This window comes from Methylobacterium sp. 190mf, from assembly GCF_900107945.1.
GTDB lineage: Bacteria > Pseudomonadota > Alphaproteobacteria > Rhizobiales > Beijerinckiaceae > Methylobacterium.
In genome coordinates, this window is sequence record NZ_FNVI01000024.1 from 71194 (window position 1) to 91857 (window position 20664).

Sequence of the window (20664 nt, forward strand, 5' to 3'; positions counted from 1 at the left end):
GCCGTGAAATCCCCGAGGCCTTGAAAACGCCCGCCGCTCCGGCGATTCCCGAGGGACGGACAGACGAGATACGGCACGGCTTTGAACCTACAGGCGAGCATGAAGAGCCTGCTGCCCGGCGCGGAGCGGCCGGTGGTGCAGTTCGAGAATGTTGGCATGCGCTACGGCCTCGGGCCGGAGGTGCTGTCCGACGTGAGCTTCCGCATCGCGCCGCGCTCCTTCCAGTTCCTGACCGGCCCGTCCGGCGCCGGGAAGACGACGCTGCTGCGCCTGATCCTTCTGTCGGTGCGGCCGACCCGCGGGCTCGTCTCGATCTTCGGTGAGGAGGTGAGCGACATCTCCGCGAAGGCGCTGACCGGGCTCCGGCGCCGGATGGGCGTGGTGTTCCAGGATTTCCGGCTCCTCGACCACCTGACCACCTACGAGAACGTCGCCCTGCCCCTGCGCGTCCAGGGCCGGGCCGAGGCCAGCTACCGGGCCGAGGTGGTGGAACTGCTGCGCTGGGTTGGCCTCGGCGAGCGCATGCACGCCCTGCCCCCGCTGCTCTCGGGCGGCGAGAAGCAGCGCGCGGCCATCGCCCGCGCGCTGATCGCGCGGCCCGACCTGCTGCTCGCGGACGAGCCGACCGGCAACGTCGATCCGGGCCTCGGGCGGCGGCTGCTGCGCCTGTTCCTGGAGCTGAACAAGCTCGGGACCTCGGTCATCATCGCCACCCACGATTTCGGCATCATGGACGCCGTCGATGCCCGCCGGATGGTCCTGGGCGAAGGCCGGCTGCGGATCGAGGAATGAGCACTCAGGCGATGCCGCGGACGAAGGCCGGTGGATCGGCCGTGCCGCCCGACCCGTCGATGCCGGCCAACCTGCGCCGCAACGCGCCGCTGGTGCCCACCGACACGGCGGCGGGGCGCTCCCTCGCGGCGGTCATCGCGATCCTCACCTTCCTCGCCGGCCTCTGCGCGGGCGCGGCCGAGATGGTCGCGACCAACGCCGCCCAGTGGCAGGGCGACGTGGCGCGGGAGGTCACGATCCAGGTCCGGCCCGGTCCCAGCCGCGACGTCGACGCCGACGTCGCGCGCGCCGACGGCATCGCCAAGGCCGAACCCGGGATCGCGGAGACGCGGGTGTTCAGCAAGGCCGAGGCGGAGCGCCTGCTCGAGCCGTGGCTCGGGACCGGGCTCGACCTGTCCGACCTGCCGGTGCCGCGGCTCATCGCCCTCAAGCTCTCCAGCAGCCAGGCGGCCGACCTGAAGCGGCTGCGATCACGCCTCGTCGAGGCGCTGCCGGGCGTCGCCAGCCTCGACGACCACGCCCTCTGGCTGCAGCGGCTCTCGACCGCCGCCAACGCCTTCGTCGGGATCGGGATCGGGCTCGTGCTGCTCGTCCTGATCGCCACCGGCCTCGCGGTGACCTTCGCGACACGCGGCGCCATGGCGAGCAACCGCGAGGTGGTGGAAGTGCTGCATTTCGTCGGCGCCGACGACGACTACATCGCCCGCGCGTTCCAGCGGCGGTTCTTCGGCCTGGGCCTGCGCGGCGGCGCGATCGGCGCCGGTCTGGCCCTCGTGGCCTTCGTGATCGCCGGGCTCCTCGCCCGGGCCGCGCGCTCCGGACCGGCCGGTCAGGAGGTCGAGGCGCTGTTCGGCGCGTTCCATATCGGCCTGCGCGGCTACGCCAGCGTGATCCTGATCGGCGTGATCGCGTCCCTCGTCACGGGCGTCGTCTCGCGCGTGACCGTGCGGCGCTTCCTGGCCTGATCCCTGCTGCGTCACGAAGACGTGGAAATAGGGGGGCTTCCGAGCGCGTTTACCATCTGGAAACTTTATCGTTGCGGTGTGGAAACAGCCGACCGCGCCGGCCTCCGAGCCGCCGCAATCGGCGCCGATTCTCCGGAGGATGACCACGCGTATGCTGCGCGCATCGGATCCGCCCTCGACCGACGTTGTCGGCTGGGCCTGGCACGAGTGGGGTCTCCCGCGCCGCGCCGCCGCGCGCCCGCGCGACCGGCGGCGGATCGCGCTCTGGACCTGCGGCCTCGGCGCCGGGCTCGGGATGCTGGCCCTGTTCGCGGGCTTTCTCGTGTTCGTCGGCGCGCTCGCCCGCCAGGAGCGGACGCCGACCGACCGGGCCGACGGGATCGTCGCGCTGACCGGCGGTGCCCAGCGGATCGGCGACGCGATCGACCTGCTCGCGGGCGGCTACGGGCGGCGCCTGCTCATCACCGGGGTCAACGAGCGGACCAGCCGCGACGAGATCGCCCGGCTGAACCCGACCCAGCGCGCCCTGATCGCCTGCTGCGTGGATCTCGACTACCGGGCGCGCAACACGATCGGGAACGCCATCGAGACGCGCCGCTGGATGCGCGCGCACCGGTTCAGCACCGTCGCGGTCGTGACCTCGAACTACCACATGCCGCGGACGCTGGTCGAACTCGACCACGCCCTCCAGGACAGCGACCGCGTCCTGCCGCATCCGGTCGTGAGCGAGGCCTTCGATGCCGATCGCTGGTGGAAGAACCCGCCGGCCGCGCGCCTCCTGGCCTCGGAATACATGAAGTTCCTGGTCAGCTGGGTCCGCACGCGCTTCGAGGCGGATCCCGAACGCTCCCGCGCGGCGATCCTGATCGGGCGCGGCAAGCCGGTGAAGATGGTGGCCGAGCCGCTCATGCTCCGCGGCGTGGATTGAGGGCGCGGCGCGCGCCACCCCCGCCCCTACAGCCCCTTGCAGCGGGCCTTGATCGCGGCCGAGAACTCGCGGTCCGACCCCTGGACCTGGGCGAGGCGCTCGCCGCGCTCCGAACCGGACAGGCAGCGACCGTAGACGCTCGCCACGCGGCGCATCGTCTCCACGTGGCGCCGCCAGACGCGGCAGTTCTTGGCGTCGTCCCCGTCCGCCTGCTCGAGCTGCTCGAGGGCCTGGCGCTGCATCGACTGCGCCACCAGGACGTCGCGCGCGCAGGTGGTCTCGCCCTGGGCGGCGGCGCCGGAGATGCCGGCCGCGAGGGTCAGGGCGGCGGCCGTTCGGAAGCTCTGGATCATCACGCGGCCTGCGGTGCCGTCGAGCGCGTCAGGAGCGCGTAGAGCGCGCCGGCGTCCCGGGCGGCGCGGATATGCGCGAGCATGCCCGGCTCGCGCAGGATGCGGGCGACCTGCGCGAGGGCCTTCAGGTGATCGGCGCCGGCGCCCTCGGGCGCGAGCAGCAGGAAGGCGATGTCCACGGGCTGCCCGTCGAGCGCCTCGAAGTCCACCGGCCGGTCGAAGCGCGCGAACAGCCCGAAGAGACGGTCGAGACCGGGCAGCTTGCCGTGCGGGATCGCCACGCCGTCGCCGATGCCGGTCGACCCGAGCCGCTCGCGCTGGAGCAGCGTGTCGAAGACGGGGCGCTCACCGAGGGCGGGCAGGCGCCGCGCAGCCTGCGCGGCGAGGTCTTGCAGCACCTGCTTCTTGGCGCGGGCGCGCAGGGCCGGCACGACCGAGTCGGGGTCGAGGAATTCCAGAACTGGCATCGAACGACCGTTGCCCCGTCGCCCGTTCGCGAGGAAGCGGGCCTCGTCGCAGGGGCATCGACGACCGTTCCGGCCGCGCCCCCACCAGATTCAATAAGCGGGGAAACCAGCCGGTTCCGGCTCCGTTCCTCCCGACCCGCGGCGTCACTCGGTGGCGTTCGGCGGGTCCACCCAGCCGATCGCTCCGTCGCTCCGCCGATATACGACGTTGACGCGGCCGGTGCCAGCGTGGACGAACACAACCACTGGGGATCCCGTCATGTCGAGGGCCGTCACCGCTTCGCCGATGGTGCGGCGCTGGAGGGTCTTGGTGCTCTCGGCGACGATCGGCGGGTGGGCGTCGCCCTCGGCGGCGTCGTCCTCCTCCACCTCCGGGGCGGCGAACACCGCGTAGGCGGCCTCGACTGCCGCGTCGTCCCCCGGGCCCGTCGCGTGCTGCTTCAGCTTGTGCTTGTAGCGCCGCAGACGGGTCTCCAGACGCTCCGCGGTCTGCTCGAAGCTCGACCGCGCGTCGTGCGCGAAGCCGTTGGCCTCGATCGTCAGGCCGGAGACGAGGTGCAGGACGCAATCCGTCCGGAAGGCTGTGCCGTCGCGCCGGAGCGTGACGTGGCCGTTGCAGGAATCGTGCATGTGCGAGTCGAGATACTTCGCCTGGATCGCCGACATCCGTTCCTCGACGCGGCCGCGCAGACTCTCGCCGAGATCCACGCCGTGGCCAGTCACTCGCAACGATCCCATGCTGCCTCCCCCGTTCCGATGCAGTCGGCCGAATTAGAGAGCCGGCTCGGGTTAAGTCAACGGAGCCCCTTGCGGTTCAAGCGCTTGCTTAACGCTGGGTTCAGCCGGCCTGTCCGTATACACGGGGCCTCCCGCACCTTGCCTTGCGACGTGAGACGACCGCCTGCATGATGATCGATCCCGGATTCTCCGCCACCGCGACACGCCGCGCCGTCCTGGGGGGCGCGCTCGGCGCTGCCGCGGGCCTGCTCCCGGCAGCCGCGCGGGCGGCCGACCCGGAGAAGGCCCCGCCCCTGCCCGGCGCCGGCGAGGCATTCGCGGCGGGCACGCTGACCGACCTCGCCCGCGCCCGGGCCGCCGCCCCCTACGCCGCCCCGAAGACCGGCGACGTGCCGACGGTTCTCAAGAACCTCTCCCGCGAGGCCTACGAGGCGATCCGTCCCGCGGAGGGCCGCGCGGTCTGGGCCGACCGGAATACCGGCTACGTCCTGGAGCCGCTGCTGCGCGGCTCGATCTTCGAGACGCCGGTGTCGCTATTCGTCGTGGAGAACGGCGTGGTGCAGCCGGTCGGGTACGACAAGTCCGCCATCGCGGCGCCGGGCCTCGACCTGCCCGACCTGACCGCCGACACCGCCTTCTCGGGCTTCCGCCTGCGCGCCCGGTTCGACGGTGCCGACGGGCTGTCGAACTTCGCCCTGTTCCAGGGCGCCTCGTTCTTTCGCCTTGTCGCCGAGGGCCAGGATTTCGGCATCAACGCCCGGGCGCTCGCCCTGCGGCCGGCGGATTCCCGCGGCGAGGAATTCCCGCTGTTCCGGGCCCTGTTCGTCGAGGCGCCGCGGGCGGGCCAGCCGGTCATCGTCCACGCCCTCGCGGAATCGGAATCGGCGACCGCGGCCTTCAAGATCACGCTGACGCCGGGCCGCGACGTCTCCACGGCGCAGATCGACGGGACGGTCTTCGCCCGCGCCGAGCTCGACCATATCGGTCTCGGCGGCATGCAGGGCAGCTACCTGTTCGGGCCCCTCGACCGGAACCGCGTGGACGACCTGCGCGCCGCGGCCTTCTCGGTGGAGGGCCTGGCGATCCACAACGGCTACGGCGAGCCGATCTGGCGCCCGGTTCACAATCCCGAGGCGCTGCAGGTCTCGGCCTTCGTGGATCGCGGGCCCAAGGGCTTCGGCCTCATGCAGCGCGCCCGCGCCTACGACGATTTCGAGGACGACCGGCGCCACTGGGAGCAGCGACCGTCCCTCTGGCTGGAGCCCCTCGACGACTGGAACGAGGGCGCGGTCACGCTGCTGGAGATCCCGAGCGATTCCGAGCTCAACGAGAACGTCTTCGCCTACTGGCGGCCCAAGGCGAAGCTCGCGAAGGGCGCGGAGATGCGCTTCCAGTGCCGGCAGCACTGGTCCAAGGGCTGGCCGGACCCGCTGCCGCCGGAGATCGCCCGGGTGCGCGACAGCCGCTGCGGCCACGGCAGCACGGGGAACCGCCGGCTCTTCGCCGTCGATTTCGAGGGCGACGCGCTGTTCCAGCCCGGCGACATCGACGTCGACCTCGGCGCCTCGGCCGGGACGATCACGCGCCAGGAACGGTTTCGGTACCCCGATCGTAAGACGCTGCGGATCCTGTTCGAGCTCGATCCGGGGAGCGAGCGCGCGAGCGAGCTGCGTCTCGCGCTCCGGCGCGGCCAGGCCCGGGCCAGCGAGACCTGGCTGTTTCGCTGGACACCCTGAACCCCGACCCGATTGCTGAGGAACGGCCTCCCCCGTGCGACTGGACGAGACCATGATGTTGCCGCCAGCGACGGACGCCGGTTCCGGGCGCGAGACCGTGACCGACGGCGGCCGTTATCTGCCGCCCGAGGCTCCCCTGTCGATGCCCGTCCAGGATCTGGCGCGCTGGGATCCGGGGCTCGGTCACCGGCCGGAGCGCCGGGTCCGGACGCCCTGGCCTGAGCGGATCCTGGTGTTCGGCGGCGCCCTGGCGCTCACGGCCTTCGGCGGCTGGCAGATGGTCGAGACCGTGTCGGTCTCCGGCAGCCCGACCGCCCTCCAGCTCGTGCTGGTCGTCCTGTTCTGCCTGACCTTCTCGTGGATCGCGCTCGCCTTCACCAGCGCGGTGCTCGGCTTCGCGACGCTGCTGCGCCGGCCCCGGCCGGCGCCGAACCCGGCCGCGCTGCGCACGCGGACCGCGGTCCTGATGCCCGTCTACAACGAGGCGACGGCCCGCACCTTCGCTGGTATCGAGGCCATGCGCGAGGCGGTCGAGGCGACCGGGCTGGGCGATCATTTCGACTGGTTCGTCCTCTCGGACTCCACCCAGCCCGATGCATGGATCGCCGAGGAGCGGGCCTATCTCGACCTGCGCGGCCGGCTCGGCCCCGAGGCCCGGCTCTACTACCGGCACCGGCCGAAGAACCATCACCGCAAGGCCGGGAACATCGGCGATTTCGTCACCCGCTGGGGCGGGCGCTACGACCACATGCTCGTGCTGGACGCCGACAGCCTGATGAGCGGATCTGCCGTCGTGGCGCTCGCGGCCACCATGGAGGCGGATCTCGACGCCGGGATCATCCAGACGCTGCCGCTGATCATCAACCGCAACACCCTGTTCGCCCGGCTCCAGCAATTCGCGGCCCGGATCTACGGCCCGGTGATCGCCGCCGGCCTCGCCGCGTGGTCGGGCCGGGACGGCAACTACTGGGGTCACAACGCGATCATCCGGACCCGCGCCTTCGCGGATTCCTGCGGCCTGCCGGACCTGCCCGGGAAGCCGCCCTTCGGCGGACACATCCTGTCCCACGACTTCGTCGAGGCGGCCCTGATCCGCCGTGCGGGCTGGGCGGTGTACATGCTCCATCGCCTGCCAGGCTCGTACGAGGAGAGCCCGCCCTCGCTGATCGACGTGGCGGTGCGCGACCGGCGCTGGGCGCAGGGCAATCTCCAGCACGCGCGGGTGATCGGCGCCGCCGGGCTGCATCCCGCGACGCGGCAGCACTTCGCCACCGGCATCGCCGGCTACCTCGCCTCACCGCTGTGGCTGCTGCAGCTGGTGGTCGGTATCCTGCTGGTGCTTCAGACGGCCACGGAGCGGCCGGACTATTTCGGCGGCGCCGGCTTCTCGCCGGTCTTCCCGCGCTTCGATCCGGTCCGCGCGCTCCAGCTGTTCGGCCTGACCATGGCGGTGCTGCTGGCACCCAAGTTCCTCGGCCTGATCCTGGCGCTGCTGGACGGCCCGGTGCGGCGCGCCTGCGGCGGCGCCGGACGGCTCGTCCTGTCGAGCCTCGTCGAGATCCTGCTATCCGCCCTGGTGGCGCCGGTGGCGATGGTGATCCAGTCGGGCTCCGTGATGGGCATCCTGCTCGGACGGGACACGGGATGGAACCCGCAGCGGCGGGACGACGGCTCGATCCCGCTGCGCGACATCGTCGTCCGCCATCGCTGGCACACGCTGCTGGGGTTGGTGGCGGGCGTCGCCGCCTTCGCGATCGCCACCTCGCTGTTCCTCTGGATGAGCCCGACGATCCTGGGTCTCGTACTGGCGATCCCGATCTCCTGGGCGAGCGGCCAGCTCGGGCTCGGCCTGGCGCTCAAGCGACGCCTGCTCCTCGCTACGCCGGAAGAGGCCACCCCGCCGGAGATCGCGGTCCGCGCCGCGTCCCTCGCGGCCCGCAACGCGGAGCACGGGTTCGACGAGACGGATGCCCTCGCGGCCCTACACGCCGATCCCGACCTCGCGCGTGACCACACGCGGATGCTGCCCCTCGGACAGCGGCGGCCCCGGGGCGCGATCGATCCGGACCAGACCCTGGCCACCGCCAAGGTCTGCGAGGCCGAGACGGTGGCGGAGGCGCAGGCGTGGCTCTCGCCGAAGGAGCGGATGGCGCTCCTGCACGACCGGGCCCTGGTCGACCGTCTCGTCCGCCTCGACGCGCGCGAACGGTGATCGCGGTCCGTCCGCCCGCCGAGTGACGGGTCGCGGCGCGCGCCCGAGATCGCTCAGCGCCGCTCGCGAAGACGTGTCGGTGCGCCCCGATCGTGAGGTCCACCGAGGCCGCCAGCCGGACCGAGCCGTGAGAAGTGATTAACCATTCGGGTCCTAGATTCGCGCATCGTCATTCGGATCCGGTCATGACCCTGCTGTTCGTGTTCCTGCTCCTGCCGCTCGCGGTGGCCATCGTCCTGGCCCGCGGCGAGCCGATCCGCACCATCAGCTGCCTCGGCGCGATGGGCGTTGGCTGCGTCATCGCCGCCACGAGTCTCGTGAGCCTCGTGCGCCACCGGATCCGGACGACCTGACACCGGACCGGAGCAAGCTACCGTCAGAGGAACCCGACCTGACGCGGGCCGCCGCCCAGGCTGCGCCCCGCACGGGAGACGAGCTGGGAGAAGGCCAGGGCCGCCGCCGTGGCCTGGGCGCGGGACGGGAAGCTGCGTCGCGATTCGAGAACGGGCTCGTCAGTCTCGTTGACGAGAACCCAGGACCACAGCGACCGGCTACGCTCTCGTATCTCGAATTGCACGGACGCCTCCCTGTCCGGGACATGCGAAGCGAAAGATTTGCATCCGCGGGTGACATCCGGATGACGTTGTTTCGCGACCGTCAAGGCGCGCCGGCCGCCGCGAACTTCCGCTGAAGACTATTGTCTTCGTGGACGGAGGGCGGGGAGATCGATGGTTCAGCATCGTGCCAGCTATCCATCGAGATCTGACCCGAACAATCGGGTGCGAAATCCGTGCCAGGTTGAGCGGATAGCCGGCCAGCTATCCCCAGGAACTGCGCTGGCTCCGTGACAGCCGCCTCGGCATCCGCGCGGCCGACGCCGCGACGGGCCTGCGACGCGTGGACTTGACTGGATTGTCTGGATCTCGATGCTCTGACCCGTTGCGGGCGGGGTCGAGGGCATTCTGGCGGCAGCACCCGGTGGCGCTGCGAGGCGGATCGACGTGATGGCAGATCACAGCAGAGTCCCGAACGAACGGTCGCGCCGCCTTCTCGGCGATCTGGCCGAAACTCTCGGATGTTCGGTCGACGTCTTCTTCGATCCGGACCCGCAGGACGACCGTTCGATGACCGAAGAATTGCTGACCCTGTGGTTCTCGATCAAGGATCCCGATGCCCGGCACCGCATCCTGGATTGTGCCCGGGCCGTAAAGGCCGAGGCCGGAGCGGACGCGCAGCCGCGCCCCTGACCGGTGCCTTGTTTCCGACGGCTTGGCGCTCCACCCAGGCAGCCCGTCCGTCGCCGCGCGCCCAGTCGGAGAACCCATGAAATCCGTGAACGCTCTGATCGCCGAGGAACTCGGTGTCGGGGAGGCGCAGGTCGCGGCCACCGTCGCGCTCCTCGACGGCGGCGCGACCGTGCCGTTCATCGCGCGCTACCGGAAGGAGAATACGGGCGGCCTCGACGACACGCAGCTGCGCAGGCTGGAGGAGCGCCTGTCCTACCTGCGCGATCTCAACGAGCGGCGCGCCGCGATCGTCGCGAGCATCACGGCCCAGGGCAAGATGTCCCCGCCCCTGGCGGCGGCCCTCGACGCCGCCGACACGAAGGCGCGGCTGGAGGACCTGTACCTGCCCTTCCGGCCCAAGCGGCGCTCGAAGGCGCAATCCGCCCGCGAAGCCGGCCTCGAACCGCTGGCCCAGGCCCTGCTGAGCCGTCCCGACCGCGCGCCCGAAGCGGTCGCGACCGCTTACGTGTCGGACGCGCGGGGCGTGCCGGACACCGAGGCCGCGCTGGAGGGCGCCCGCGCCATCCTGATCGAGCGCTTCGGCGAGGATGCCGACCTCGTGGGGCGCCTGCGGGCGGATTACTGGCGGACCGGCCAGCTCGTCTCGCAGGTGCGCAAGGGCATGGCGAACGAGGGGGCGAAGTTCTCGGACTACTTCGGCTGGAGCGAGCGGCTGGAGCGCATGCCCTCGCACCGGATCCTGGCGATCTTCCGCGGTGAGCGGGAAGAGGTCCTCGACGTCGGCTTCGCCGCGGAGGGGGAGGAGTCGGCGCCGGGCCTTCCCGGGCCCTTCGAGATGGCGATCTGCCGCCGCTTCGAGATCGCGGCGCGGGGGCGTCCCGGCGATGCGTGGCTCCTCGACACGGTGCGCACGGCCTGGCGAACGAAGATCCGGGCCGGGATCAAGCAGGACCTGCGCGGCCGGCTGTTCGAGCGGGCCGAGGACGAGGCCCTATCGGTCTTCGCCGGGAACCTCAAGGACCTGCTCCTCGCCGCTCCGGCGGGCGGGCGGGCGACGATGGGGCTCGATCCGGGCTACCGGAACGGCGTGAAGGTCGCGGTGGCGGATCGGACCGGGCGGGTCGTCGCGGTGGAGACGACCTATCCGCACGAGCCGCAGCGGCGCTGGCGGGAGGCCGTCGCGACGCTCGGCCGGCTCTGCCGGCTGCACGGCGTGGAGCTTCTCGCCGTCGGCAACGGCACCGCGTCCCGCGAGACCGAGCGCCTCGCCGCGGAGATCATCGCGGCGAACCCGGACCTGCCGCTAGCGAAGGTCGTGGTCTCCGAGGCCGGCGCCTCGGTCTACTCGGCCTCCGAGATCGCCGCCAAGGAGTTGCCCGACCTCGACGTGTCCCATCGCGGCGCCGCGTCGATCGCCCGGCGCCTCCAGGATCCCCTGGCGGAACTGGTCAAGATCGACCCCAAGTCGATCGGCGTCGGGCAGTACCAGCACGACGTGAGCGAGGCGAAGCTGTCGCGGTCGCTCTCGGCGGTGGTGGAGGACGCGGTCAACGCGGTCGGGGTGGACGTCAACACCGCCTCCCCGGCCCTGCTGGCGCAGGTCTCCGGCCTCGGCGGCGCGATGGCGGCGCGGATCGTCGCCCACCGCGACGCCCAGGGCCCGTTCCGCACGCGGGCGGCGCTCAAGAAGGTCCCGGGGCTCGGCCCGAAGACCTTCGAGCTGGCCGCCGGCTTCCTCCGCATCCAGGGCGGTGACGACCCGCTCGACGGGTCTGGCGTCCACCCGGAAGCCTATCCGGTGGTCCGCCGCATCCTCCAGGCGACGAAGAGCGACATCCACGTCCTGCTCGGCAACGCCGCCCTCCTCGGCCGCCTCGCGCCGGAGCCCTTCGTCGACGCGCGCTTCGGCCTGCCGACCGTGCGCGACATCATCGCCGAACTCGAGAAGCCGGGGCGGGACCCGCGGCCGGAATTCAAGACGGCGCGCTTCCAGGAGGGCGTCGAGACGATCGGGGACCTGAAGCCCGGGATGCAGCTCGAGGGTGTCGTCACCAACGTCGCGGCCTTCGGGGCCTTCGTGGATATCGGCGTTCACCAGGACGGGCTCGTCCACATCTCGGCGATGGCCCGGCGGCGGATCGCGTCGCCCACCGAGGTCGTCCGGATCGGCGAGGTCGTACGGGTGCTGGTCCTCAGCGTCGACGTCCCGCGCAAGCGCATCGCGCTGTCGCTGCGGCTCGACGATCCCGTCGAGCCGGGCCAGCAGATCCGGAGGACGGCCGAGCCGCGGCAGGACGCGCCGCGGAGCCGACCGAGCCCGGGTGAGGCCCCCGGCAGGGCGCTGGCCGACGCTCTCCGGCGCGCGGGCGCCGCGCCGCGGCGCGAGTGAGGCACGCCTGACGCGCGCGCACGGCCTCCGCGTCGCGGCCGGGACTGCCGCCGGTGAACCGAGAACATGGTTAGCGCTTCGTAAACCTCCGTGCGGTCAGAGTGCGTTCGTCGTGCCGCGGAGCGCGATTCGAAACACTTGATCGCGGTTCCGGGATCGCTGCGGCGACCCCACGGCTCGGAGGCTCTGATGCAAGCGCACGTTGCGGGGATCGACAACCCGAACCCGATGATCGGCCCGGCCCGCCTGATCCGGGCGGCCTTCGAGGGCGCCGACATGGCCGCCCTGGCCGCCGAGATCCTTGCCGAGGGCGGAGACTCCGCCCTCGACGCCGGGACGGCGCTGGACATGGCGACGATCCTGCTGCTGAAGCACCGCTTCACCGAGGGGCTCGCACTCCAGAGCGAGGTGCTGGACGGACAGCGGGTCTTCTCGCTGCGCTCGAACCCGGATCAGGCGCGGATCCGCGTCCTCGTCCTGGTCACGGCCGGCGACCTGATGGCCAACACGCCGATCGACTTCCTGCTGAACGACGGCGATTTCGGCCTCACCTACCTCTATCTCCGCCCCGGCGAGCCGATCCCGCACGACCTGCCGGCGCACGACGTCATCGTCACGGGCATCGCCTACGCGCGGACCGCCGAGCCGCTCCTGGAAGCCCTCGCGGCGGCGGCGGACCAGTGGACGCGGCCGATCGTCAATCACCCGCGCCACGTCCTCAAGACGTCCCGCCACGGGATCGCGGACGCGCTCCGCGGGGCGGATGGGATCCTGGCGCCGGAGGTCGTCCGCGTGAGCCGCTCCATCCTGAGCGCCGCGGCGTCCCGCAGAGCCGAGGGCCCGACATACCCGCTCCTCGTGCGCCCTCTGGACACGCACGCCGGCAACGACCTCCAGAAGATCGACCGGTCGGAGGACCTGCATCTCTACCTCGCGCAGACGGAGGCCGAGGCGTTCTACGTCACGCAGTTCTGCGATTACCGCGGTCCCGACGGCCTCTATCGGAAATTGCGCATCGTACTGATCGACGGTGTGCCCTACCTCTGCCACATGGCCATCCGCGATCACTGGATGATCCACTACCTCAACGCCGGCATGCTGGAGGATCCGGTGAAGCGGCAGGTCGAGGCCGCCGCCATGGCCACGTTCGACACCGACTTCGCCGAGCGCCACCGCGCCGCGTTCGCCGAGATCCACCGCAGGATCGGCCTCGATTACCTGATCATCGACTGCGCCGAGAGCGCGGACGGCCGTCTGCTGGTCTTCGAGGCCGATACCGGGATGGTCGTCCACGACATGGATTCGGTGGAGCTGTTTCCCTACAAGGCCCCGCAGATGCGCCGGGTCTTCGCCGCGTTCCAGGACGCGCTGCGGGGGCGGGCTCGGCGGCGGGCCGCCTAGGTCGGCCGCCTCGGGACGGGGGCTGCGGGCGTCGGGTGCTTCACCCGGCGCCTTCACCAGGGGATGCGACCGAAGCGGTCGACCAGCCGCTGGTACTCGGCGTTGCTCTCGGCCTTGGAGGTGCCGCCCGAGCCGACATCCGAGGTCCCGGAGCCTGGATGCACGAGGCGGCACACCAGCGGCAGGACGAAACCGTGCCGCACGAGCTGCACGTTGGGGCCGCCGTTGCGCAGGACGTTGGCGAGCCACGGACGGACCTGGATCGCGTCCTGCAGCGTGACGGGCGCCGTCGCCTCGACGAGGTGGGCGCGGCGCAGGCCGGTCTCGGCGAGGCGGCCGAGCCACTCGTTGTCGTAGTGCCACTTCGCGGCCGGGCTGATCGCGCCGACCTGCGCGAAAGTGGCCCGCCGCATCAGCCAGCCCGACGGCGTCGCGAAGTCGTTGATCCGCACCACCTCGCCGGCCTCGTCGGTCTCGAGCTGCGTCGAGGAGACGAAATCGAAACTCTCGAGGGCCCTCAGCGCGAAGCCCAGATAGGCCGGCAGCCAGTGATCGTCGTCCTCGAGGAAGCCGACGAGGTCCCAGCTGTCGTCGACGGCGCCGATGGCGGCGTTCAGTGCGGGGATCTGGCCCCTCTGCGGGCCGCGCGCGAAGGTGACCTGCGGGTGCGCGGCGAGCCGCGCCGGGATCTCGATCCCGGGATCGATCCCGACGAAGAAGTGGATCGTCGCCGGCCGGTCGAGCTCCTGGGCGTTGGCGCTCGCGATCGCGTGCTCCAAAAAGTACTGGCCGGCCTTTCCGGCCAGGGTCGAGGGTTTGAGCCTCGACGGCGTGATGATCGCGATCCTCATTCCCACGCCTCACCGTGTCGGGGGTCGCGCGCCGCGGCGCGGAACGCTGTCAGAGCTTGAAGGATTGCTCGCCGATATGGCCGAGCTCCTTGCTGAGATACGGATCGCACCAGATCCGGAAGCCGGCGGCGCGTGCCCGGTCGCTGAAGTCGAAGTCCTCACCGATGTTCACGCCAGCTTCCTCGTCGACGCGGAAGCGGAAATAGGGCTTCTTCAGCTTCTCGAAGACCGTGGACTTGATCAGCAGGAAGCCGGTCGGGATCCGGGACATCTCCAGCAGACCCTTCGGCGCGTCGGCCGGCTGCTCCGGGAGGATGTCGCCCAGGAAGTGGAACGGGGCGGTGCGGCGGGAATAGGTCGCGCCGATGATGTCGACCTGCCGCACGAGGAGCTTGAGGAGTGCGTCCTTCGGGAAGGTCATGTCGCTGTCGATGAACAGGACGTACTCCGCCCCGTACTTCTGCGCGTATTCGAGGCCGAGGTTGCGGGCATCGGCGACGATCGACGACTTTCCGACGACGATCGACATCGGCATCTCGCCGAGCGAGTGCATCATCGATCCGAGGCTCACGGCGAAGTCCGCGTGGACCATGGTCCCGCAGGGGATCGCGATCGCCACATGGGGCAACTTCGGCGACGCGGAAGGGGTCGCGGCGCCAACATCACCGGACGCTTGAGCGATCACATCTGAGCTCCCTGCAAGGTGCGTCCCGCACCCGCCGCGCCGACCGAACCGGATCGGCCCCGGTCGGGCAGGCGCGACAGACTTGGTTTGCGTCACAGCTTATGGCTGCGGATGGTTAATGGATCTTGAACACACTCCGCGATCCGTAAATACTTAGCGCCTCAAGGATCGATTCATTAACGATCACTTTGGACACACTGGGAGTCGGCAATTGATTTAACCCCCGCGAAACGTTTGGAGGACGATTACTGGCGTACCCGAGAAACGGGTGCATCAAATCAGAAAGATAAGACCTATGTCCTCGATCACCCTGTCGGCCGCCACGCGCCAGAATCTGCTCTCGCTGCAGGACACCGCCCAGCTGATGGCGACCACCCAGAACCGGCTCGCGACCGGCAAGACCGTCAACTCCGCCCTCGACAACCCGACCAACTTCTTCACCTCCCAGGCCCTCGACGGACGCTCCTCGAGCCTGAACTCGCTCCTCGACGGCGTCTCCAACGGCATCCAGTCGATCCAGGCCGCTAACCAGGGCATCACCTCGATCCAGAAGCTCGTCAACCAAGCCAAGTCGATCGCCAACCAGGCGCTCTCGACCCAGCTCTCCACCACCGGCACCGCCGCCAACGCCTACAGCGCCAGCACCGCCTCCCAGACCGTGCTCATGACCATCAACGGCACCTCGGTCTCGGCCACGGTCGCCGCCTCCTCCAGCATCAACGCCACCGTCGCCGCCCTCAACGCCGCGGTCAGCTCGGCCTCGACCTCGTCGAGCGGCGCCTTCGGCGCCGGCGCGATCTTCTCGGTCGACAGCACCGGCACCAAGATCGTCCTGAACGCCCAGGCGGACGTAGAATTCCAGAACTCCGGCAGCCAGACGGCGCTCGGCTTCACCGCCTCGGCCACCACCGCCTCGACCTACGGCACCGCCGCCAGCACCGTGGTGTCCAGCGACCTGTCGATCTCGGGCGTGACGCAGCGCGCCTCGCTGGCCAATCAGTACAACAACCTGCTCAACCAGATCACGCAGCTCGCAAGCGACGCCAGCTACAACGGCGTCAACCTCATTGCCGGCAAGGGCAATGACCTGAACATCAAGTTCAACGACACCGGCAGCTCGAACCTCAACGTCGCCTCGGTCGACGCCACCGCCAGCGGCCTCGGCCTGTCGTCGATCACCAACTCGAACAACTCGACCAGCCAGAACGGCCTCGGCAACTTCCTGCTGAACTCGGACGTCAACAAGACCCTGGCGACCCTGACCACCGCCGGCAACGCCCTGAACTCCGCGGCGAGCACCCTGGGCTCGAACCTATCGGTGGTTCAGAACCGCCAGGACTTCTCCAAGCAGCTGATCAACGTGCTGCAGACGGGCTCGGCCAACCTGACGAACGCCGACCTGAACCAGGAGGCGGCCAACTCGCAGGCGCTGTCGACCCGCCAGTCGATGGGCATCTCGGCCCTGTCGCTGGCCAACTCAGCCCAGCAGGGCGTCCTCCAGCTCCTGCGGTAAGCGACACGCACCGCGAAGCGACAGAGGCCGGCCGGGGCAACCCGGTCGGCCTTTCACTATGTCCGCGCCCGCGATCGTGGAGCCCCGCATCCGAAACCGACGTCGCGCCGGCAACCGCCCCGGCTCGAGGGAGCGCCGCGCAGGATCGACGCGGCAGGGCGGCTCCGCGCCGGTGATCCGAAGCTCCCGCCGCCCGCCCTCTGAACAGGACGATCCAGAGCCCGTTGCGACCGCGGGGTTGCCAAGCTTAACCGTATCGGCCAGCCTGTCCGTAGTTACTGCGTACCGACCCGAGCTGAGCCGGAGTGCCGATGCGAGTGAACCACCAGCGCCGTCTCCTCAACAAGGCAGCGGAGGCACGGGATTACCAGATCACGATCCGTCAGAGGGCGGACGCGTCCTGGCCCGGCGACCACAGCCGACTGACGGCGCTCGAGAGCACCGGCCATCTCCGGCGGATCGACCCGCTCGAGGATCCGGGTGGTCCAGTGGCGGTCTGGCAGATCACCGCGGCCGGCCTCTCCCAGCTTCGGGCTCTCACGTCGGGAGCCGAGTGATGGCGTCCGTCAAGATCCGCGCGACCGACGACGGGACCTTCGTGGTCTACCGCAACGGCGCCGCCGTCGCGTCGGGATTGACCCGCGAGCAGGCCGAGCGCTGCGCGACGGTCCTGGGCTGGATCGCACAGGGGCGCTGACGGCGCGGCGGCTATTCGGCGGCCGTCCCGGGGACCGCGTCGCCGAGAGCCTCACGCCGCGCGCTGTTCAGGACCCGCTGACGCGCATTCGGATCCTGTATCGCGTGCCAGAGGTGAAAGAGTTCGTGCGTCATGCCGAGGTCGACGGCCTCGCCATCCGGTCCGTAGAAGGCCTCGACCGGACAGCCAATGACGGCTGCGATCTCGCGCAGGCGCGCGACAGCTCGAACATCGATGGCCATTGGAGACAGAATTCCTACACGCCGGGCGCGCAAGGGCTATCATTGCCCAACCCTGAGCAGCAAGGGATCGCCCTGTACTAGGCCTGATCCGATCGTATCAGTTTGTACACTTCTGGGCATGTGGTCGACACACTGCGCGAGCGGATTGCAGCGCGTAACCTCACGAAGGCGTGAACAGTCTCCGCACAGTCCGGGGCCACCGGCGTGCCGGCGTCCGCGATCGGGCCGGCCACGGCGCAGCTCGTCGTGTTGCGCGACCCGGCTGACCGGAGCCGGGGGCACGAATCCGCGCCCCGACCTGTCCTCGCGCGCGCTGAACGGGCGATCGTCAAGCAATCGGCGGGACAGCTGCCACGGAATTAGCGGATGGAAGCTTCCCGTTAACGAAGCGTAAACTTTTGTGACGTGATCCTAGGACGGTGGACGGGCACGGGATCCGGCCACGCAGATCGGGCGAGGCTCCGATGATCGTCTTGATAGCCGCAGCCATCGTCAGCGGTCTCGCGACAGCCACGATCCTGGCGCCGGTGAGCGCCCTCGCCGCGCTGATCATCGCACCCCTGGCAGCCAGCGCGTCGGCCATCCTGGCCTGCATCTTCATCGCCTGGCGTAACACGCGCGACGATGTCGGGCCGCCCGACCTCGAGACGCAGGCCGACACGATGGTGGCGGTCCTCTGCGAGGTTGCCCAGCAGGGCAAGATCGTCCCGGTCGCCGCGCCGGTCCGGGTCCGCGGCCACCGGTCGGCCTGATCCCGGCGCGCCGCGACCGGCGTATCGCCGGCCCGGGCCCGATCCCAGCGGCACCGGTCGCGGCCCATCCTGCCCGGAATGAGGCCGTCCGTACCCCTCTCCGCCGTCCAACCTCTCCCCCGAGCGCAGTCAGTCAGGCATCGCGCAGGACGGAAGAGACGCTGGGCGTCGTTCTGTTCGAGCAGGTGGGTCAGGGCATCCCGCGGACCCCTGCGGGATAGGCGTTGCGCGACCATGTCGGGCGCGCCTCCGCCGAGTCGAACCGCGCCTCCGACCTCGTGGCGCTGCGGCCGGCGCGATTCCTGAGCGCCCATCCGGATTTCGGGGTGCGGGTCGCCGCCCGCATGGACTATGCCCACCTCATCACCGACGCGTTCGACGCCGACAACGTCTCAGGATCACCCCGCGGCGAAAATTTAATGCGGATGCCGCTGGGTTAGGAAACTGTCACGCCGCTCCGCGACCCGCTCGGGCGGCCCGCATCCGCGAGCCGGCCGACCTGCTGGCGCGGATTCGCGCGCCGCTGAACGGCAGAGATTCCACAAGGACTGGAAAACGAAGTACGGCGATGGGGCGCGGTCGCATCGTGAAGATGCGTCGGGCAAACTGACCGGGACCGTTTTCCGCAGGATCGGATAACGGTATCGGAGAACGAAGGCGCGCCGAGACGCACCGCAAGACACACGCGAAGACGCATGTGGGGTCGATCCCGCCGCCAGCGGCATCGGGAGCGGCCCCGACGGAGGGGCGCCATGCAGATCGATGTTGCGGCCGTCGAGTCGACGGCGGGGATTGAATTTTCGGGACCGCCGCTGCGCGCCCGGGGCTGGCTGCGCCGGGTGGATGCCGGGCTCGGCCACCTCGTGGAGATCCCGGCGGCACTGCTCGTCCTGGCCGAGATCGCGGTTCTGCTCAGCGGTGTCGTCAGCCGCTACGTGTTCCGCGATCCCATCATCTGGTCGGACGAGCTCGCCTCGATCCTGTTCCTGTGGCTCGCCATGCTCGGCGCCGTGGTCGCCTTCCGGCGCGCCGAGCACATGCGCATGACCGCTTTCGTGGCCATGAGCGGCCCGCGCCTGCGCGCCTTCCTGGAGACGGTCGCCCTGGTCGCCGGCCTGATCTTCGTCGCCCTGCTGCTGGAGCCGGCCTTCGAGTTCGCCAGCGAGGAGACCTTCGTGCAGACGCCGGCGCTGGAGCTGAACAACGCGTGGCGCGCCGCCGCCCTGCCGATCGGCCTCGGCCTCATGCTGATCGTGGCGCTGATCCGACTCCTGGAGACCGCCGACTGGAAACTGACCGTGGGGGCGCTGATCCTGGGGGGCGGTGTTGCCGCCGCGCTCCTGGCGCTGCAGCCGTGGCTCGCCAACCTCGGGAACCTCAACCTGCTGCTGTTCTTCGTCGTCGGCGTCGGCGCGCTGGTCTTCTCCGGCGTGCCGATCGCCTTCGCGTTCGGCCTGTCGACCTTCGCCTACATCACGCTGACCACCGACGCGCCCTCCATGGTGGTGGTCGGCCGCATGGACGAGGGCATGAGCCACCTCATCCTGCTCGCGGTGCCGCTGTTCGTGTTCCTCGGCCTGCTGATCGAGATGACCGGCATGGCGAAAGCCATGGTCGGCTTCCTGGCCTCGCTGCTCGGTCACGTCCGCGGCGGCCTGCACTACGTGCTGGTCGGGGCCATGTACCTCGTCTCGGGCATCTCCGGCTCCAAGGCCGCCGACATGGCCGCCGTCGCCCCCGTGCTGTTCCCCGAGATGAAGGCCCGCGGCGCCAAGGAGGGCGATCTGGTCGCCCTGCTCGCCACCACCGGCGCGCAGACCGAGACGATCCCGCCCTCGATCGTGCTGATCACCATCGGCTCGGTCACCGGCGTGTCGATCACCGCGCTGTTCACCGGCGGCCTGATGCCTGGCCTCGTCCTCGCCGCGACGCTGTGCGCGCTGGTCTGGTGGCGCTACCGCCGCGAGGACCTGAGCCACGTCGCCAGGCCGTCCGGCCGGGTCATCGGTCGCGCCTTCCTGGTGGCGATCCCGGCACTCGCGCTGCCCTTCGTGATCCGCTTCGCCGTGGTCGAGGGCATCGCCACCGCCACCGAGGTCTCGACCATCGGCATCGTCTACGCGGCGCTGGCCGGCCTGCTGATCTACCGTCAGTTCGAGTGGCGGCGGCTCTACCCGATGCTGGTGACCACCGCGACCCTGTCGGGGGCGATCCTGCTGATCATCGGCGCGGCCACCGGGATGGCCTGGGCGCTGACGCAGTCGGGCTTCTCGCAGACGCTCGCCGAGGTGATGAAGAGCCTCCCGGGCGGCGCGCTCGGGTTCCTGTTCGTCTCGGCCTTCGCCTTCATCATCCTGGGCTCGGTGCTGGAGGGCATCCCGGCGATCGTGCTGTTCGGGCCGCTGCTGTTCCCGATCGCGCGGGCAGTCGCGGTCCACGAGGTCCACTACGCCATGGTGGTCATCCTCGCGATGGGCATCGGCCTGTTCGCCCCGCCCTTCGGCGTCGGCTATTACGCGGCCTGCGCCATCAGCCGGATCCATCCCGATGCCGGGATGCGCCCGATCGTCGGCTACATCCTGGCCCTGCTGATCGGGCTGCTCGCCATCATCCTCGTCCCCTGGTTCTCGATCGGCTTCCTCTGACGATCTCCACCGCGGGGACGCGCCGCGCGCGATCAGATCATGCCGGCGCCG

Annotated in this window: 21 protein-coding genes and 1 pseudogene; 15 read left to right on the forward strand and 7 right to left on the reverse strand. The window is 70.3% G+C overall.

What is annotated here, in order from left to right:
* Nucleotides 1–99 precede the first annotated feature (99 nt).
* The 3 genes from ftsE to C4T42_RS24580 all read left to right on the forward strand — a co-directional run bounded on the left by ftsE (nucleotide 100) and on the right by C4T42_RS24580 (nucleotide 2685).
* Complete coding sequence (gene ftsE / locus C4T42_RS24570; protein WP_020093599.1) at nucleotides 100–792, forward strand: cell division ATP-binding protein FtsE; 693 nt, start codon at nucleotides 100–102, stop codon at nucleotides 790–792.
* Nucleotides 789–1757 carry an ABC transporter permease gene (locus C4T42_RS24575; protein WP_103986028.1) on the forward strand — a complete coding sequence of 323 codons (969 nt, stop codon included), beginning with the start codon at nucleotides 789–791 and terminating at the stop codon, nucleotides 1755–1757. The genes ftsE and C4T42_RS24575 overlap by 4 nt, the downstream gene beginning before the upstream one ends.
* Nucleotides 1758–1908: 151 nt before the next feature.
* Nucleotides 1909–2685 carry a YdcF family protein gene (locus C4T42_RS24580; RefSeq protein WP_020093597.1) on the forward strand — a complete coding sequence of 259 codons (777 nt, stop codon included), beginning with the start codon at nucleotides 1909–1911 and terminating at the stop codon, nucleotides 2683–2685.
* A gap of 26 nt (nucleotides 2686–2711) precedes the next feature.
* On the opposite strand, the gene C4T42_RS24585 is transcribed toward C4T42_RS24580, so the two are convergent.
* From C4T42_RS24585 to C4T42_RS24595, 3 genes are all read right to left on the reverse strand, one after another.
* Entirely contained in the window at nucleotides 2712–3038 is a 327-nt protein-coding gene (locus C4T42_RS24585; protein WP_020093596.1) for a hypothetical protein, read from the reverse strand.
* Nucleotides 3038–3505 (reverse strand): PTS IIA-like nitrogen regulatory protein PtsN, encoded by a 468-nt coding sequence (gene ptsN, locus C4T42_RS24590; protein ID WP_020093595.1) that lies wholly within the window; start codon nucleotides 3503–3505, stop codon nucleotides 3038–3040. Before ptsN ends, C4T42_RS24585 begins: the two co-directional genes overlap by 1 nt.
* Before the next feature lie 144 nt (nucleotides 3506–3649).
* Nucleotides 3650–4243, reverse strand: a complete 594-nt coding sequence (locus C4T42_RS24595; protein WP_026605000.1) for an HPF/RaiA family ribosome-associated protein — start codon at nucleotides 4241–4243, stop codon at nucleotides 3650–3652.
* A 167-nt stretch (nucleotides 4244–4410) separates the two neighbouring features.
* Between C4T42_RS24595 and C4T42_RS24600 the strand changes: the two genes are divergently transcribed.
* From C4T42_RS24600 to C4T42_RS32065, 3 genes are all read left to right on the forward strand, one after another.
* A complete protein-coding gene (locus C4T42_RS24600) occupies nucleotides 4411–5979 on the forward strand; it encodes a glucan biosynthesis protein D (protein ID WP_042670625.1) in 1569 nt (522 codons plus the stop codon).
* Nucleotides 5980–6031: 52 nt separating this feature from the next.
* Nucleotides 6032–8191 carry a glucans biosynthesis glucosyltransferase MdoH gene (gene mdoH / locus C4T42_RS24605; protein WP_181049212.1) on the forward strand — a complete coding sequence of 720 codons (2160 nt, stop codon included), beginning with the start codon at nucleotides 6032–6034 and terminating at the stop codon, nucleotides 8189–8191.
* A 185-nt stretch (nucleotides 8192–8376) separates the two neighbouring features.
* Nucleotides 8377–8544, forward strand: coding sequence for a hypothetical protein (locus C4T42_RS32065; protein WP_020093591.1), 168 nt, complete (start codon nucleotides 8377–8379; stop codon nucleotides 8542–8544).
* A 23-nt stretch (nucleotides 8545–8567) separates the two neighbouring features.
* Here C4T42_RS32065 and C4T42_RS24610 read toward each other — a convergent pair whose 3' ends face one another.
* Entirely contained in the window at nucleotides 8568–8768 is a 201-nt protein-coding gene (locus tag C4T42_RS24610) for a hypothetical protein (RefSeq protein ID WP_020093590.1), read from the reverse strand.
* Nucleotides 8769–9195: 427 nt separating this feature from the next.
* On the opposite strand from C4T42_RS24610, the gene C4T42_RS24615 reads away from it, so the two are divergent.
* From C4T42_RS24615 to C4T42_RS24625, 3 genes are all read left to right on the forward strand, one after another.
* Complete coding sequence (locus C4T42_RS24615) at nucleotides 9196–9438, forward strand: hypothetical protein (protein ID WP_020093589.1); 243 nt, start codon at nucleotides 9196–9198, stop codon at nucleotides 9436–9438.
* Between the two features lie 76 nt (nucleotides 9439–9514).
* Entirely contained in the window at nucleotides 9515–11827 is a 2313-nt protein-coding gene (locus C4T42_RS24620) for a Tex family protein (RefSeq protein WP_042670622.1), read from the forward strand.
* 189 nt (nucleotides 11828–12016) lie between these two features.
* Nucleotides 12017–13228 (forward strand): hypothetical protein, encoded by a 1212-nt coding sequence (locus C4T42_RS24625; protein ID WP_042670630.1) that lies wholly within the window; start codon nucleotides 12017–12019, stop codon nucleotides 13226–13228.
* A gap of 53 nt (nucleotides 13229–13281) precedes the next feature.
* Here the strand turns inward: C4T42_RS24625 and C4T42_RS24630 are convergent, their stop codons facing one another.
* Complete coding sequence (locus C4T42_RS24630; protein WP_103986029.1) at nucleotides 13282–14079, reverse strand: glycosyltransferase family 2 protein; 798 nt, start codon at nucleotides 14077–14079, stop codon at nucleotides 13282–13284.
* Nucleotides 14080–14128: 49 nt separating this feature from the next.
* Complete coding sequence (locus C4T42_RS24635) at nucleotides 14129–14698, reverse strand: glycosyltransferase (RefSeq protein WP_020093585.1); 570 nt, start codon at nucleotides 14696–14698, stop codon at nucleotides 14129–14131.
* A 361-nt stretch (nucleotides 14699–15059) separates the two neighbouring features.
* Between C4T42_RS24635 and C4T42_RS24640 the strand changes: the two genes are divergently transcribed.
* The 3 genes from C4T42_RS24640 to C4T42_RS32070 all read left to right on the forward strand — a co-directional run bounded on the left by C4T42_RS24640 (nucleotide 15060) and on the right by C4T42_RS32070 (nucleotide 16974).
* Nucleotides 15060–16277 carry a flagellin gene (locus tag C4T42_RS24640; RefSeq protein WP_103986030.1) on the forward strand — a complete coding sequence of 406 codons (1218 nt, stop codon included), beginning with the start codon at nucleotides 15060–15062 and terminating at the stop codon, nucleotides 16275–16277.
* A gap of 311 nt (nucleotides 16278–16588) precedes the next feature.
* Nucleotides 16589–16834, forward strand: coding sequence for a hypothetical protein (locus C4T42_RS24645; RefSeq protein ID WP_026604999.1), 246 nt, complete (start codon nucleotides 16589–16591; stop codon nucleotides 16832–16834).
* A complete protein-coding gene (locus C4T42_RS32070; RefSeq protein WP_012319948.1) occupies nucleotides 16834–16974 on the forward strand; it encodes a hypothetical protein in 141 nt (46 codons plus the stop codon). The genes C4T42_RS24645 and C4T42_RS32070 overlap by 1 nt, the downstream gene beginning before the upstream one ends.
* Before the next feature lie 11 nt (nucleotides 16975–16985).
* On the opposite strand, the gene C4T42_RS24650 is transcribed toward C4T42_RS32070, so the two are convergent.
* Nucleotides 16986–17216: a hypothetical protein gene (locus tag C4T42_RS24650; protein WP_020093582.1), complete on the reverse strand. Its 231-nt coding sequence runs from the start codon at nucleotides 17214–17216 to the stop codon at nucleotides 16986–16988.
* Nucleotides 17217–17680: 464 nt separating this feature from the next.
* Here C4T42_RS24650 and C4T42_RS24655 point away from each other — a divergent pair, with 464 nt between their 5' ends.
* The 3 genes and pseudogenes from C4T42_RS24655 (at nucleotide 17681) to C4T42_RS24665 (ending at nucleotide 20613) form a co-directional block, all read left to right on the forward strand.
* A complete protein-coding gene (locus C4T42_RS24655) occupies nucleotides 17681–17968 on the forward strand; it encodes a hypothetical protein (protein ID WP_042670616.1) in 288 nt (95 codons plus the stop codon).
* Between the two features lie 122 nt (nucleotides 17969–18090).
* Nucleotides 18091–18473 (forward strand): annotated as a pseudogene (locus C4T42_RS24660) (LysR family transcriptional regulator); the annotation flags it as partial.
* A 247-nt stretch (nucleotides 18474–18720) separates the two neighbouring features.
* On the forward strand, nucleotides 18721–20613 hold the full coding sequence (locus tag C4T42_RS24665; protein ID WP_103986031.1) for a TRAP transporter large permease subunit: 1893 nt from the start codon (nucleotides 18721–18723) through the stop codon (nucleotides 20611–20613).
* Nucleotides 20614–20664: the final 51 nt, after the last annotated feature.